This window comes from Streptomyces sp. NPDC038200, assembly GCF_055600785.1.
This window is the reverse complement of record NZ_JBVJYH010000007.1, coordinates 168,733-183,042: the sequence shown is the minus strand read 5'-3', so window position 1 is coordinate 183,042 and position 14,310 is coordinate 168,733. Positions and strand designations below refer to the sequence as shown.

General features: G+C 72.0%; 14 protein-coding genes. 5 read left to right on the top strand and 9 right to left on the bottom strand.

Going from position 1 to position 14,310, the window contains the following annotated elements; all coding sequences use genetic code 11:
• Positions 1 to 61: 61 nt before the first annotated feature.
• Complete coding sequence (locus tag ACZ7KF_RS17385) at positions 62 to 928, top strand: LLM class F420-dependent oxidoreductase (RefSeq protein WP_471074943.1); 867 nt, start codon at positions 62 to 64, stop codon at positions 926 to 928.
• Positions 929 to 1,028: 100 nt separating this feature from the next.
• Here ACZ7KF_RS17385 and ACZ7KF_RS17380 read toward each other — a convergent pair whose 3' ends face one another.
• The 4 genes from ACZ7KF_RS17380 to ACZ7KF_RS17365 form a co-directional block, all read right to left on the bottom strand.
• Positions 1,029 to 1,886 (bottom strand): fumarylacetoacetate hydrolase family protein, encoded by an 858-nt coding sequence (locus tag ACZ7KF_RS17380; protein WP_471074941.1) that lies wholly within the window; start codon positions 1,884 to 1,886, stop codon positions 1,029 to 1,031.
• A 152-nt stretch (positions 1,887 to 2,038) separates the two neighbouring features.
• A complete protein-coding gene (locus ACZ7KF_RS17375) occupies positions 2,039 to 2,746 on the bottom strand; it encodes a YidC/Oxa1 family membrane protein insertase (protein WP_471074939.1) in 708 nt (235 codons plus the stop codon).
• 117 nt (positions 2,747 to 2,863) lie between these two features.
• On the bottom strand, positions 2,864 to 3,184 hold the full coding sequence (locus ACZ7KF_RS17370) for a DUF6412 domain-containing protein (protein WP_471074937.1): 321 nt from the start codon (positions 3,182 to 3,184) through the stop codon (positions 2,864 to 2,866).
• A 29-nt stretch (positions 3,185 to 3,213) separates the two neighbouring features.
• On the bottom strand, positions 3,214 to 3,753 hold the full coding sequence (locus ACZ7KF_RS17365) for a winged helix-turn-helix transcriptional regulator (RefSeq protein ID WP_471074935.1): 540 nt from the start codon (positions 3,751 to 3,753) through the stop codon (positions 3,214 to 3,216).
• 144 nt (positions 3,754 to 3,897) lie between these two features.
• Between ACZ7KF_RS17365 and ACZ7KF_RS17360 the strand changes: the two genes are divergently transcribed.
• A complete protein-coding gene (locus ACZ7KF_RS17360) occupies positions 3,898 to 5,292 on the top strand; it encodes an MFS transporter (protein ID WP_471074933.1) in 1,395 nt (464 codons plus the stop codon).
• Between the two features lie 261 nt (positions 5,293 to 5,553).
• Here ACZ7KF_RS17360 and ACZ7KF_RS17355 read toward each other — a convergent pair whose 3' ends face one another.
• Positions 5,554 to 6,366, bottom strand: coding sequence for a class E sortase (locus ACZ7KF_RS17355; RefSeq protein ID WP_471074931.1), 813 nt, complete (start codon positions 6,364 to 6,366; stop codon positions 5,554 to 5,556).
• 239 nt (positions 6,367 to 6,605) lie between these two features.
• Between ACZ7KF_RS17355 and ACZ7KF_RS17350 the strand changes: the two genes are divergently transcribed.
• Positions 6,606 to 8,078, top strand: a complete 1,473-nt coding sequence (locus ACZ7KF_RS17350; protein ID WP_471074929.1) for a glycoside hydrolase — start codon at positions 6,606 to 6,608, stop codon at positions 8,076 to 8,078.
• A 52-nt stretch (positions 8,079 to 8,130) separates the two neighbouring features.
• Here ACZ7KF_RS17350 and ACZ7KF_RS17345 read toward each other — a convergent pair whose 3' ends face one another.
• Together ACZ7KF_RS17345 and ACZ7KF_RS17340 are read right to left on the bottom strand one after the other, a co-directional pair.
• Entirely contained in the window at positions 8,131 to 9,015 is an 885-nt protein-coding gene (locus ACZ7KF_RS17345; protein ID WP_471074927.1) for a TIGR03943 family putative permease subunit, read from the bottom strand.
• The gene (locus ACZ7KF_RS17340; protein WP_471075460.1) at positions 9,012 to 10,022 is read right to left on the bottom strand and encodes a permease; all 1,011 of its coding nucleotides are present in this window, start codon (positions 10,020 to 10,022) and stop codon (positions 9,012 to 9,014) included. The genes ACZ7KF_RS17345 and ACZ7KF_RS17340 overlap by 4 nt, the downstream gene beginning before the upstream one ends.
• A gap of 360 nt (positions 10,023 to 10,382) precedes the next feature.
• Here ACZ7KF_RS17340 and ACZ7KF_RS17335 point away from each other — a divergent pair, with 360 nt between their 5' ends.
• Both ACZ7KF_RS17335 and ACZ7KF_RS17330 read left to right on the top strand, forming a co-directional pair.
• Entirely contained in the window at positions 10,383 to 11,393 is a 1,011-nt protein-coding gene (locus tag ACZ7KF_RS17335; protein WP_471074925.1) for a hypothetical protein, read from the top strand.
• Positions 11,394 to 11,417: 24 nt separating this feature from the next.
• A complete protein-coding gene (locus ACZ7KF_RS17330; RefSeq protein WP_471074923.1) occupies positions 11,418 to 11,882 on the top strand; it encodes a very short patch repair endonuclease in 465 nt (154 codons plus the stop codon).
• Here ACZ7KF_RS17330 and ACZ7KF_RS17325 read toward each other — a convergent pair.
• Both ACZ7KF_RS17325 and ACZ7KF_RS17320 read right to left on the bottom strand, forming a co-directional pair.
• Positions 11,811 to 13,163 (bottom strand): DNA cytosine methyltransferase, encoded by a 1,353-nt coding sequence (locus ACZ7KF_RS17325; protein ID WP_471074921.1) that lies wholly within the window; start codon positions 13,161 to 13,163, stop codon positions 11,811 to 11,813. The genes ACZ7KF_RS17330 and ACZ7KF_RS17325 overlap by 72 nt on opposite strands.
• A gap of 552 nt (positions 13,164 to 13,715) precedes the next feature.
• Positions 13,716 to 14,303 carry a class IV adenylate cyclase gene (locus tag ACZ7KF_RS17320; RefSeq protein WP_471074918.1) on the bottom strand — a complete coding sequence of 196 codons (588 nt, stop codon included), beginning with the start codon at positions 14,301 to 14,303 and terminating at the stop codon, positions 13,716 to 13,718.
• Positions 14,304 to 14,310: the final 7 nt, after the last annotated feature.

Here is a 14,310-nt window from a genome sequence, read left to right as displayed (position 1 = left end):
CGGCGGTGGCCGCAGACGTGATGATCACGGCAAAGCCCACCACCCGGAGGGATCACATCCGATGACCACCTCACTGAAGGACACCGTCGGCCGGTACGGCGTCTGGAGCATCGAGCTGCGCTCGGAGGACCCGGCCCGGCGCGGCGAACTGGACGAGGCCGCGGCCGAGCTGGAGGAACTCGGGTACGGCGCGATCTGGCTGGGCGGCAACAGCACCGCGGACAACGCGGCCCCGCTCCTCGGCGCGACGCGCCGCGTCGTCGTCGGCACCAGCATCCAGAGCGTCTGGCAGCAGGACGCCGCCACGTCGGCGACCGGCTTCGTCGAGGTGGACACGGCCCATCCGGGCCGCTTCCTGCTGGGTCTCGGCGTGAGCCACGGGCCGCAGGTCACGGGCTACCGCCGCCCGTACGCGGCGATGGTCGACTACCTCGACGAGCTGGACGTGGCGGGCGTCCCGGCCGAGCGCCGGGTGCTCGCCGCGCTGGGCCCGAAGATGCTGGGCCTGTCCCGGGACCGGGCGGCCGGCGCGATCCCCTACCTGGGCACGCCGGAACACACCGCCCGGGCCCGCGAGATCCTGGGCGGACAGGTCCTGCTGGCACCGGAGTTCAAGGTGGTCCTGGAGGCCGACCCGGCCCGCGCCCGGGAGACGGCCCGCGCCTGTCTGGCCCGCTATCTGGAACTCCCCAACTACACCGACAACTTCCTCCGCCTGGGCTTCACGGAGGCCGACATCGCCGACGGCGGCAGCGACCGCCTCGTCGACGCGGTCTTCGCCTGGGGCGACGAGACCCGGATCCGCAAGCACATCGCCGCCTTCCACGAGGCGGGCGCGGACCACGTGGCCCTCCAGGTGGTCACGGCGGACACGGCCGGCACCCTCCCTAGGGAGGAATGGCGCCGGCTGGCTTCCCTGCTGGGCTGAGCCGTCCCCCGGACAGCAGCGCGGGGAACCGCACGCTCGGCCGCGAACCCGCCGCGGCCGAAGGCGGAGCCGCGGTTCCCCGGCGCCCCCCGCGGAACGCCTACGCGTCCTTGAACTCCTGCCGCTGCCGCCCCAGCCCCTCGATCTCCAGCTCGACGACGTCACCGGCCCGCAGATACGGCTTCGGCTCGGGCCGCCCCATGGCCACGCCCGCCGGCGTCCCCGTGCTGACGACGTCCCCGGGGTACAGCGTCATGAACTGGCTGAGGTAGCGCACGACCTCCCCCACGGGGAAGATCTGCTCGGCCGTCGTACCGTCCTGCTTCAGCTCGCCGTTCACCCACAGCTTCAGCGACAGCCGCTGGGGGTCCGGCACCTCGTCGGCCGTCACCAGCCACGGCCCCAGCGGGTTGAACGTCTCGCAGTTCTTGCCCTTGTCCCAGGTTCCGCCCCGCTCGATCTGGAACTCCCGCTCGGAGACGTCGTGCGCCACCGCGTACCCGGCGACGTGCGCGAGGCCGTCCTCGGCCGACTCCAGGTAGCGGGCCGTACGGCCGATGACGACCGCGAGTTCGACCTCCCAGTCGGTCTTCACCGAGCCGCGCGGCACCAGCACCGTGTCGTCCGGTCCGACGACCGTGTCCGGGGCCTTGAGGAAGACCACCGGCTCGGCGGGCGGCTCGACGCCCGTCTCCCGGGCGTGGTCGTGGTAGTTGAGCCCGATGCACACGATCTTCCCGATGCGGCCGAGCGGCGGCCCGGTCCGCAGGCCGGCCGGGTCGAGCGCGGGCAGCTCACCGGCGTCGGCCGCCGCCCGTACCCGGCCGAGTGCGGCGCCGTCGGCGAGGAGCGCGCCGTCGATGTCGGCCACGAGTCCCGACAGGTCCCGCAGGGTTCCCTCGGCGTCGAGCAGTGCGGGGCGCTCCGCCCCTGCCGTACCGACTCGCAGCAGCTTCATGGTCACCATCTCCCTCGGTCGCGGGGCGCCCGGCCGACGGGTGCAGCCATCGGAGGACTGGCTGATCCTCCAATTAGGCTGTCCACTCCGCAAGACCCTGTTCAGGTACTGGACCGTAACCGTGATCGCTCGGCGGTACGGCGGGGCGCCGCTCAGCGGTACAGCAGGGTCTGTTCCGCCGCGCTCCAGGCCGTGCTGGTGACGACGTACAGCGCGGCTGCCAGGGGGACGACCGCCACGGTGACGAGCGTGAAGTAGGACAGGAAGGGGGTGGCCCGGGTGATCGCGGCGAGGCCGGGCACCGGGGCGCCGGCGACCGGGGCCGGCTGCCGGGCCGCCGTCCGCCGGGCGCGCAGCTGGTTGACGGTGGCGACGGTCGCGGCGACGGCGAAGAGGGCCAGGTAGACCAGTCCGGCCGGGCCGAACAGCCCGCCGTCGCCGAGCGCGTCGGTCCAGCGTCCGCCGAGCGGTGCCGCGAACAGCCGGTGGTCGAGCAGGCCGTTGCTCTCGCCGCCGATCGTGGTGCTGGAGAAGAGGTGGTAGAGGAGGAAGAAGGCGGGCAGCTGGAGCAGGCCGGGCAGGCAGCCGGCGAGCGGCGAGACCTTCTCCCGGGCGTGCAGTTCCAGTACCGCCTGCTGGAGCCGTTGCGGGTTCCCGGCGTGCTTCTCGCGCAGGGCGGCGATGGTGGGCTGGAGTGCGGCGCTCGCGCGCCGGCCCCGGGCGGCGGCCCGGGACAACGGGTGGACGAGGAGCCGTACCAGCGCGGTGCACAGGATGATCGCGGCGGCTGCCGCGGAGTCGTGGAAGAGCGGGGTCAGCAGGTCGGCGAGCTGCTCGACCACGTGGGCGAGAACGGACATGGGTGAGCCCTCCGGGGGTCTCGTCGTGCCGGAAGCGACCGGAAGCGGCCGGTCGTGAGTGGAGAACGGCAGGACGACCCGCGCGGGGTCACGTGCTGACGGATCTGCGGACGTGCCCTACGCGGCGGTCGCCGGACGGGCGTGTCCGGGTGCTCTGGGCCGCCGCCGGCCGGGCGCGTCGGGATCGCGCTGCGGCAGGAAGGCCGTACGGCGGGCCCGGTCGCGTATCGCCGTGCGGACGCGGGTGGGGGGTACGGCGGGCACGGCGCGCGCGGCCAGCAGGGTGCAGGCGGCGAGCGTGGCGGCGGCGGTGGCGGTCGCGGCGAGGGCGACGGCGGTGGTGAGGCCGCCGGTGCCGAGGAGGGCGGACTGGAGCAGCAGCAGCTGTGCCAGGAGCAGCAGCGGGGCGAGGGGACGTGTGGCGGCACGGCTGCGCATCGAGACTCCCCCCTTCTCTTCTTCCGCTGTCAGTATGCCGGTTGGACCGGATCGGCCTCCAGGGGCTCCAGCAGCCGCTTCGGCCGCAGCAGCGCCCTGCTGACCGGATCCGCCGGCGCGGAGTCGAGTCCGGGCCCCGGCACCATGACAACGTCCGCGACCGGCACGAGAGTTCCGCAGGCCGCGCACGTTCCGCAGGGATCGACGTCCCCGCCGCAGTCCGCGTGCCGGAAGCTCCGCAGCCGGTTGCCGTCGACGTACTCGCGCCCCCAGTGGCCGAGGGCGCGCAGCGCGGGCCAGAGGGCGGCGCCGCGCTCGGTGACGACGTACTCGTCCCGGGGCGGGGACTCCTGGTAGCGGCGCTTCTCCAGGATCCCCTCCTCGGTGAGCGTGCGGAGCCGGGCGGAGAGGACGGCGCGCGGGATGCCGAGGTGGACGAGGAAGTCGTTGTAGCGCCGGACGCCGTAGATCGCGTCGCGGACGACGAGCAGCGTCCACCGCTCGCCGACGACCTCCAGCGCGCGGGCGATCGAGCACTCCTGCGTCACGTAGTCCTTGCCCAGTGCCATGCCCTCCACTGTAACCACCGACAGCAGGTCGGTTCATTGACCGAACCTACGGTGCTACGGTGAGAGCGACAGGTCGGTTCAATGAACGAACCTAATGCGCGGCTCCGCCGGACGGACCGGGGCCCCGGAAGGACAGGACAGGCCATGACCCGGCTCCCCTCCGCCACCACCTCCGCGGCCGTACGCGGCGCCGTCCCCCGGGACGCCCCCGCACGCCCCCGCGCCACCCTCGCCCTGACCAGCGCGGCCACCGCCGTGGCCCTCATGACGTACACGGCCCCGATGGTCACCCTCCCGGACACCGCGGCCGCCCTGCACACCCCGCTCTCCGCCCAGGCCTGGCTGCTCAACGGCACCCCCCTCGGCCTCGCCGCGCTCCTCCTGGTGGCCGGCAGCCTCGCCGACGACCACGGCCGCCGCCGGATCTTCCTCGCCGGCACCGCGGCCCTCGGCCTCACCACCGCCCTCGGCGCGTTCACGACGTCGACCTGGCAGTTCACCCTGGCCCGCATCGCCCAGGGCGCGGCCTGCGCGGCTCTGCTGGCCAGCGCCCTCGGCCTGATCGTGCACGCCTTCCCCAGCCCGCGCGGCCGGCTCCACGCCACCGGCGTGTGGGGCGCCTTCGTCAGCGGGGGCATCGCCGTGGGCCCGCTGCTCGCCGGCGCGCTGCCGAACTGGCGGCTGGGCTACGGTGTCCTGGGCGCCGCCGCCCTCGTCGTGGCCGCGCTCGGCACCCGGGCGCTCACCGAGTCCCGTGCCCCGCGCGGCGGCCGGCCGGACGTGCTGGGCGCCCTCACCTTCGGGCTGGCCCTGGTGGCCCTGGTCGCCGCGCTGACCCTGGGCCGGGACGGCTGGCTGCGCGCCCCGGTCGGCCTGCTCCTCGCGGCGGCCGTCCTCCTCGTCGCCGCGTTCGCCGCGGTGGAGCACCGGACCGGCACCCCGATGATCGACCTCGGGCTGCTGCGCCGTCCCCGCTTCCTGGCCTCCTCCGCGGGCGGCCTGTTCACCGGCCTGGCCGTGATCGGCATGTTCAGCTTCCTGCCGGCGCTGCTCCAGCAGGCACTCCGGCTCTCCCCCCTGGCCACGGCCTGGCTGTTCCTGCTCTGGTCCGGGCTCAGCTTCGTCGTCGCCCTCCAGGTCAAGCATCTGGCCGGCCGCGTCGACCCGCGCACCCAGCTCGCTCTCGGCTTCGCCCTGCACGCGATCGCCGTGGTGACGATGCTCGGCGCGATCGGCTCCGGCTCCTGGCCCCGCCTGCTGCCGGGCCTGATCGTCGGCGGCCTGGGCAGCGGCCTGCTGAACGGCGCGCTCCCGCTGCTCGCCGTCGAGTCGGTGCCGCGCGAGCGGGCCGCGATGGGCTCCGGCGCCCAGCAGACCTTCCGCTACATCGGCTCCTGCGCCGGCGTGGCCCTCACCATCGCCCTCGCCACCTCGGCCGACAGCATGGCCCGCGGCGCCGACATCGCCCTGCTCGTGTCGGCGGGGCTCGCGGTCGTGGGGGCGGTGAGCGTGCTGGCCCTGCGGGAGCGGGGGGAGTGAGCGGGTGCCCCGGACCGGGCGAGCCGTTCCGGGAACACCCCCCGGCCCGCCCACCTCCGAGCCGCACCCACCCGCCGATCCCGAACCGCCCACCCCCGAGCCGCACCCACCCGCCGATCCCGAACCGCCCACCTCCGAGCCGCACCCGCCCGACGATCCCGGTGCGCCCGCCCGCCGCACCCGCACCCGCACCCCGCCGACGGGTCCGGTGCGTCCGCCCGACGCCCCCGATCCGCCCGGCGACCGCACGCGCCCCGGTGCTCACCTGGGCCGCATGGACGCCAGCCTGGCCCACACCACCAGCCGGTAGCGGGAGGTGAACTCGGGTGTGCAGGTGGTCAGGGTGAGGTAGTAGCCGCGTTCGTCGTACCCGTACCCCGGCCGCACGAGCGAGTGCGGGACGGGCCGGACGACCCCCGAGTCCATGGCGGACGTGTGCGGCAGCACCTGGTCCACGTCGTACGTGTACGTCGCCGACCGCGTCTCCACCACCACGGCGTCCCCCCGCCGCAGCCGGGGCAGGTACCGGAACGGCTCACCGTGCGTGTTCCGGTGCCCGGCGAGCGCGAAGTTCCCGGCCCGGCCCGGCTGTCCGGTGCCGGGATAGTGCCCGACGTACCCCTTGTTCAGGACGTCCGCCTTGCTCACGCCCTCGGCGACGGGTACGCGCAGGTGCAGCCGGGGGATGGTGAGCACGGCGTACGCCTGGGACCTCCGGGGCAGGGGGCCGGGGGCGTACGCGCGCGGTGCCGCGCGCGCGGTACCGGAGTCACCCGCACCCGCCCCGGAGGCCGTACCGGAACCGCCGGAGGAGCCGCTCTCGGCGGGCGGGCTCGCGCCGCCGCTCTCGCCACCGCCGCCGCTCCCCCACTCCCGCTCCAGCGCCGCCACCTTCCGCTCGGCCCCACGCCGGGCCTCGCGATTCGTCCACCACAACTGGTGCACGACGAGCAGCAGAAGGACCAGCCCGGCCGTCACGAGCACCTCGCCGCCGCCCCACAGCACCCGCCTGCGCCGGGCACGCCGACGCCGGTCCCTGTGTCCCACGACCCGCACGCCCGCCGCAGCCCGCATCGCACCCCACCTCCCGCCGGAGCCGCCCGCACGATAGGCGCAGCGCCCTCGACTGGCCAGAGACACCAGCGGACGAACACCGGCGGCAGGCTTCTGCAACTGGTTTGAAAAAGGGCCGTCACAACCCTCGACAAGCCTGTCCGGCACCCCCGATGCTTCCTGTTGGCATGCCGGGGGGACGAGTCGGCACCGCTCCCAGGAACGCGGTGCCGGGACCGCACGGAGAGGCAGCGAACGCCATGATCCGACGCAGAACACTGCTGGCCGCCGCGGGCGGCGGCCTTCTCGGCAGCGCACTGGCCACGGGCACGGCCCGGGCGGACGCCACGATCGCCGTCGACCCGGCCACCACGTACGGCACATGGGAGGGGTGGGGCACCTCCCTGGCCTGGTGGGCGAACGTCTTCGGCGCCCGGGACGACTTCGCCGACATCTTCTTCACGACCGGGAACACGACGTACAACGGCACGTCACTGCCCGGCCTCGGCCTGAACATCGCCCGCTACAACCTGGGCGCGTGCAGCTGGAACAGCGTGAACGGCAAGTCCATGGCCGTCTCCCCGAACATCCCCTCCTTCAAGCAGATCGAGGGCTACTGGCAGGACTGGACGAACGAGGACCCGGCCTCCGCCGCCTGGAAGTGGACGGCGGACGCGACCCAGCGGGCCATGCTCGTGAAGGCCGCCCGGCGCGGCGCGACCACCGAACTCTTCGCCAACTCGCCCATGTGGTGGATGTGTTCCAACCACAACCCCTCCGGCGCGGCCGGCGGCGGCGACAACCTGCAGTCCTGGAACCACCGCCAGCACGCCTCCCACCTCGCCGCGGTCGCCCTCCGCGCGCGGCAGAGCTGGGGCGTGACCTTCGCGACGGTGGAGCCCTTCAACGAGCCCTCCTCGTCCTGGTGGACGGCGACCGGGACGCAGGAGGGCTGCCACATCGGCGCGAGCGTGCAGGCGGCCGTCCTGCCGTACCTACGCGCCGAGCTGGACAAGCGCGGCCTGACGGGCACGAGGATCGCCGCGTCGGACGAGACGGGTTACGACCTGGCCCGCACCACCTGGAACTCCTTCTCCGCCGCGGCGAAGGGCTGCGTCGACCGGGTCAACGTGCACGGCTACCAGGGTTCCGGAGGCCGCAGGGACCTGCTGTACACCGACGTGGTGACCAGGGGCGGCAAGGCCCTGTGGAACTCGGAGACCGGGGACGGTGACGCCACCGGCCTGACGACAGCGAGCAACCTGCTCTACGACTTCCGCTGGCTGCACCCCACGGCCTGGGTGTACTGGCAGGTGATGGACCCGAGCGCGGGCTGGGCCGCGATCGCGTACGACGCGGACACGCTCCAGCCGGGCGCGATCCAGACCAAGTACTACGTCCTCGCCCAGTTCACCCGGCACATCCGGCCGGGCATGACGATCCTGGACACGGGCGTCGAGTACGCGGCGGCGGCCCTGGACCGCGCGGCGCGGCGCCTGGTGATCGTCGCCGCGAACACCTCCGCCGCCGCCCGGACCCTGACCTTCGACCTCTCCCGCTTCTCCGCCGTCACCGGCGGCTCGGACGGCCTGGTCCCCCGCTGGAACACGGTCACCACCGGCGGCGACCGGTACACGGCACGGTCGGACACGTACCTGAACGGCAGGTCGGTGGCCGTCCCCTTCGCGGCGAAGTCGGTGCAGACGCTCCAGGTGGACGGCGTCACCGTCTGAGCGGCTCCCGGGACTCCCGGGACTCCCGGGGCTCTCGGGACTCCCGGGGCTCTCAGGACAGCGGCAGGGCGTCCTGGTAGCCGTTCACCGGCCGGGCGACCTTCGTGACGGTACGAGCGTCCAGCGCGACCGCCGCCGACCCGGTGCCCAGCGTCCCGCCCGGATGCCAGGTGCCGGTGACCGTCACCCATGTGTCGGCGGCGAGCGCGGGGCCGCCGTAGACCCTCACCTTCACGGACTGGGCGTCCGCGGCACAGCAGTTGAGGATGATCCGCGTCAGCTCCCAGCCACCGCCCCGGCCTCCCGAGCCGGGCGTGACGAACCCGGTCATCCGGACCACGCGCCCCTTGACGGCCTGCGCGCGGTCCTGCTGCACCCGGCTGGTGAAGTCGGAGAGGGTCATGGGCAGGGGCGAGGTGCGCGGCAGCGGATCGAAGCCGTCCGGATGCGTGACGGGCTTGGGCGGCTGCCGGGAGGCGGTGTAGGCGCCGAGGGCGGGCGGGGCGTAGAGGAGCAGGCTCAGAGCGGGGAGGAGCAGCAGCCAGGCGACGCGGGGCATGCCGGAGTGGTCGTGCGCGCCCGCGTGACCGTGCGCGCCGGAGTCGTCGTGCGCGCCGGAGTTGCCGTGCGCGCCGGAGTGGTCATGGGCGCCGGAGTTGCCGTGCGCGCCGGAGTCGTCGTACCCGTGGCCGTCGGGCTCCCGGCTGCCATGCTCCCGGTTGCCGGGGTGCCGGCCTCCATGCTCCCGGTCGTCTGCCCCGCCGCGGTCGAGGACGGCGCTCGCGAGCCCCAGCAGGATCAGGACGGCGCCGGAGGCGATGAGCAGGGGCCGCATGCCCTCCTTGACGTACCGCAGGCACAGGTCGGTGAAGAGGGAGACGTGCAGCAGACCGAGCCCGCACAGCACGAGCAGCCCCGCCTGGAACGACCTTTTCACAGCAACACCCATCCGATCAGCGCGCTGCACGCGACGGCGACGACGACGGTGGCGGCGGAGAACCGCACCGCGAAGGCCCGCCCGAAGGTCCCCGCCTGGAGGGCGATGAGCTTCAGGTCGACCATGGGGCCCACCACCATGAACGCCAGCCGCGCCACGGGCGGGAACCCGGTCAGCGAGGCGGCGAGGAAGGCATCGGCCTCGGAACACACCGCGAGCAGCACGGCGAGCCCGGCGAGGAAGAGCACGGACAGCCAGGGCGTGGCGGCGAAGGTGTCCAGCACGGAGCGCGGGACGGCGACGTTGAAGGTGGCCGCGGCCATGGCGCCGAGCACGAGGAAGCCGCCGGCGTGCAGGAAGTCGTGCTGGAACCCGCGCCGGAACTCGTCCCACCGGCTGTGGCCCACCCGATGCCCGGTGTGCCGTACGGCAGGTCGCAGCCACTTGGCCCGCCCGAACCGCAGCCACAGCCAGCCCATGACCACGGCGGTGGCGAGGGAGGCGAACAGCCGGGCGAGGACCATGGCGGGGTTGCCGGGGAACGCGATCGCGGTGGCGGTCAGCACGACGGGATTGATGGCGGGCGCGGACAGCAGGAAGGCGAAGGCGGCGGCCGGCGTCACTCCGCGGCTGATGAGACTGCCGGCGACCGGCACGGAAGCACACTCGCACCCCGGCAGGACGACCCCCGCGACCCCGGCGACCGGAACGGCGAGGGCGGCCCGCCGCGGCAGGATCCTCTGGAACACCCCCTCCGGCACGAAGGCGTTGATCGCGCCGGACAGGGCGGTGCCGAGCAGCAGGAAGGGCAGGGCCTGCACGGTGACGGCCAGGCACACCGTCCGCCACGCCTGCACGGCGGGGGCGTCGCCCCACCGCCCGAGGAAGAAGAGCACGGACCCGGGCACGAGGGCGGCGCCCGCCAGCAGCAGCGGCCAGTAACGAGGCAACTCCGCCCCGCCCGCCTCCCTGCCGACGGCACCGGTCGCCGCGCCCTCGGCGCCCATCGCCGCGCCCCCGGCAGTCGGCTCCCCGCCCCCGGCGGCCGGCTGATCGTCCGCGATCCGGACCGGCTCACCCGTTGTCTGCATGGCGACTCCGCATGTCGATGTCGGCCCCGAAGATATCCACCCGGACCCCGACGCCGTCGGCCGGTGCCCGCACCCCGGGCAAGGGCAGCCGGCTCTCCGGAGCGGAACCGGAACGGAGACCGACCCTCGTGATACCGGACCACGACGGAGAGCCGACCCGTGGTATCGGACCGCGACGAAGAGCCAACCCATGGTGCCGGACCACGTCGGCGAGCCGCCCCCGTGGTACCGGACCGCGCCTCACATTCACCACCGCACGGCAGTACGGTGTCCCCCATGCGCCCCGACACGCCTGCCGAGAATGTCGACCACACCGCCGAAGCGGCCCGCCTGGAGCGGACCGCCGGCCTGTACCCCGAGGACACCGAGACGCTCCTGCTCCGGGCGGCGGCCCACCTGGAACTGTCCGGCGACCGCCCCGCGGCGACCACGCTCTACGACCGCCTGCTGTCGTCCGCCACAGGACTGGACAACGCTGCCCTGGTCCGCGCCCTGAAGGCATCGAACCTCTGGGAGTACGGCCACGAGGCGGAGGCGAGGGCGATCATCGAGGGCATCCGCACGACGGCCCCCCGCGACCCGGCCCCCTGGGTGATCGCCGCGGAGGCCCTCGAAGCCCACGACGAGCTGGAAGCGGCGGCGGAGACCTTCACGGAGGCGGCGGCCCTGCTCCTGCCGGACTCCACGGATCCGTCCCCCGCCACCCACCCCGTCCTCTACGGCCGCCACCGCGTCCGCCGCATGCTGGGCCTGCCCCACGACGACTGGGACACCCTGGCCGACACCCTCCACACATCCCCGGTCACCCTGGACGAACTCCACGACCCGAAGCGGGTGTGGTCCCTGGGCTCGGACAACCCGGCGGAACTGGAAGCGGAGATCTCCCGCCTCCGCGCGGAGCTGGGCGCCTACCGGGAGGCCCTCTCCCGCCCGTTCCCGGTGGCGGTCCTCCACTGGCCGGCACCGGAACTGTCGGAACTGCTGTCGACCTACCCGGCCTTGGCGTCGGAGTACCCGTCCCACTCCGACCACCTGACGACCATAGAAGCCTCCCTCCGCGAACTCTCCGCTTCGGGCACCCCCAACCTGGGCATCGTCACGGGCACGGTCCCGTCGTACGAGGCCTTCGCGGCATCGGAGGCCACGTCCCCCGACGACCCCACCCTGCTCCCCCAGTACGCGACGACCCTGGCCTCCCGGGGACGAGCGATCGCCTGGCCACCGGAGGCCGGGGCGGAGTGCTGGTGCGGGGTGGGTGTGGTTTACGCGGACTGTCATGGACTGTGACGTCAGCGGGCTAGGCTTACAAACGTGTCCGAAGACCCTCCCTGGAACCCGCCCGAAGGCTCCTGGGCCTCATCCGCCGCACGTCGTCGCAACATGCAGGCGATCCGTAGCCGGGACACCAAGCCAGAAACGCTGATCCGGCGGTTGGTTCACGCACGCGGTCTGCGCTATCGCGTCGCCGCCCGCCCCTTGCCGGACCTTCGGCGGACAGCGGACCTGGTATTCCGTCCGGCAAAGGTGGCGGTTTTTATCGATGGCTGCTATTGGCATGGCTGCTCCGAGCACTATGTCCCGCCGAAAACCAATTCCGGCTACTGGTCGGAAAAGGTTCTCCGCAACGTGGAGCGGGACCGGGACACCGACCAACGCCTGAGGAATGCCGGGTGGCTCGTGCTCCGCTTCTGGGAGCACGAGCCGTCAGACGCCTGCGCGGATAAGATCGCTGCTGTCGTGCGCGACCGGCGGGTTGTCAGCAACAGGCGCGCCTGACACAGACAGAGCCATCTGCTCCGACGTCGGCACGCCCGCATCGACACCCGTAGTGTCGAGTTCATAATCCCGCAGAAGCTGATTGCGCCACTCGGGCCGGAGCACTGCGGCAATGGCACGCCCCACCGCCTCCGCCACCGGAGGAGGGAAGGCATTTCCGACCTGCCGGTACTGGGCAGTCTTCCGGCCCTGGAATTTCCAGTGCGCTGGGAAGCCCTGAATAATCGCGGCCTGCTCTACCGTCAGCATAGGGCCGGCAGGACGGAAAAGGTCCCGTTCGGGATCACACTCCTTGGGCTCGTTGGCCACACCCATCCCATCTACGCCAAGCTGCGCCCAGGCCCGCTTGGCCCTCGTCGGCCCGAGATCCGCGCCACCGTGCTTTTTTGAGCCTCCCACGAGGGTCGGAGCGACACCCCGGCCCAGCTCTGCGGCCGTCGCAGCCTTGCGCAACCAGTCCAGGTACACATGCTCCCCGGTACGCTCTCCTGGCTTCGCTTGCTCTCCGTACTTGTTCTTATCCCAGTACTTGCGGCAGCGCGCTTCCATGCTGGCGGCGAGCTCTCCCACTACGGTCGCCTGTTTGCCTTTAAGCTTCGACGGCCAGATAAATCCCACGCCGGAATCGTCTAGCGCGCTCTCATGAATCACAACCAGGATCGCCCTCGGACGCAACTGCGGCACACCAAAATTGCTGGCGTCAATCCGTCGCCACACCTGGCGCATTACACGGTCCTGCTCTACCGCCGACCAGCTCTCCTTGATTTCAGGAACCACATAGCCGAGATCGCGCAGCGTAGCCAGAATGTCCCGGCGGTAGTCAATGAAGACCTCAGGGGGCTCTAGAATTCCCCGGACATTTTCAATCATGACCGCCTTCGGCCTGAGTTCATCAATGATCCTCAGCGCATCCGGGAACAAGTCACGCTCGTCGTCTTTACCCAAGCGCTTTCCGGCTAGCGAGAATGGCGGGCAGGGAACTCCGCCGGCCAGCAGATCCAGACCCTCCACATTGATCCCGGGACCGGCGCTTACCCCTGGCTTCAGGAAGTCCTTCACGTCCATGGGCTTGAGGCCATCAGCTCGCCCCTGGCCCCACCCCGGCCAGCTGCCTACGTTCGCCCGAAGGGTAGCCACCGCGTGCGAGTCCCATTCGACCAGATCAAGATGGTCAAACCCCGCGTTATGCAGTCCAACGGCTTGCCCGCCCGCACCGGCACAGATCTCCAGCGAGGTCAGTGGCCGGGTGAACTGCGGACGCTCACTACCGCTGGCGCTCATAGTGTTCCTTCCAGGATTGACTCAAAACCGAGGTCAAGTGTCCCAGAGGCCGCGATCACCTGCTGCCCCTTGAGCACTTGACACCTCCGAGTCTCCCACTGTCGAACAACCTTGCGCCCCTGAGGGGGCGCGGCCGAAGTCATGGAACACGCCACGTCCCTGTGATCTAAGCAACTGCTGCCTTTCCGATCTTGATGGGTGCTCGTCGAACGAGCATTCCTGTCGGTCCATACGGGGGCGGGCAGTGCCCGCTACTGGCCTTCAGGCGTCCCACTGAAAACCCGCCCTGGCCACGGGGCTCATGCCGCGGGGGACGGCAGGCTCTTCCGGGACCAGGGCGGGGGCTTAACCGCGGCGGAGGAACCTGCTCTGGGCGCGGTGCCCTTGCCCAATACGCCGGGTTGAGGGCGGCCCCGCAGTGATGGCCTCGTTCCGCTGGTCAAGTGAGCCGGTTCGTCGGTGTTGAGCAGGGAAGCCAGGACGCCTGCCTGGAGCTCGCGGATGCGGGCCCGCACGCGTGCATAGGGGCCTGAGCACCTATCGCCTCCTCAATCAGGGCCCCTGGACCGCCGCGGAAGCGCTCTCCTGCTTCTCGCGGTCGGAGAACAGCAGGGTGGGTTCGGCGAGGATGTCGCGGCTGGCCTCGCTCTTGTAGATCTCGTCGACACTGCCGAAGCGGGCCTCGGAGTAGTCGAGTTCCAGGAGATCGGCGGCCTGCCGGACGGATACCTCGTCGGGCCCCTCGATCTCCAGGAACGTGGGGAGGTCGGGCCAGGTGTCGAAGTCGAAGGCGACCTCCCCGAGTCGCCATTCCTCGCGGTAGTTCTCCTGATAGCGCACCTCGGTGAGGCCGACCCGACGGAGGATGTCGGCCATGGCGTGCAGGTCGGCGACCTCGGTCTCGATCTCCTTGGTGCCGTCGATCGTCGTGGCGTCGGTGACCTGCTTGAGCGTGAGCGTCGAGCGGGTGCCCTCGTCCCGCAGACGGAGCCACGCCCCGCCGTCGAGGGAGTCGTTCTCGAAGATCTTGCGGGTGAGGAGGGTGCGGGGGAGCGCCTGGACGGCGCCGAGGGCGCCCAGCTTTGCCTGAAGGCCGGCGACGTCAACGGCCAGGAACTTCGCCTCGTACTCGTGTTTCATGTGTCCT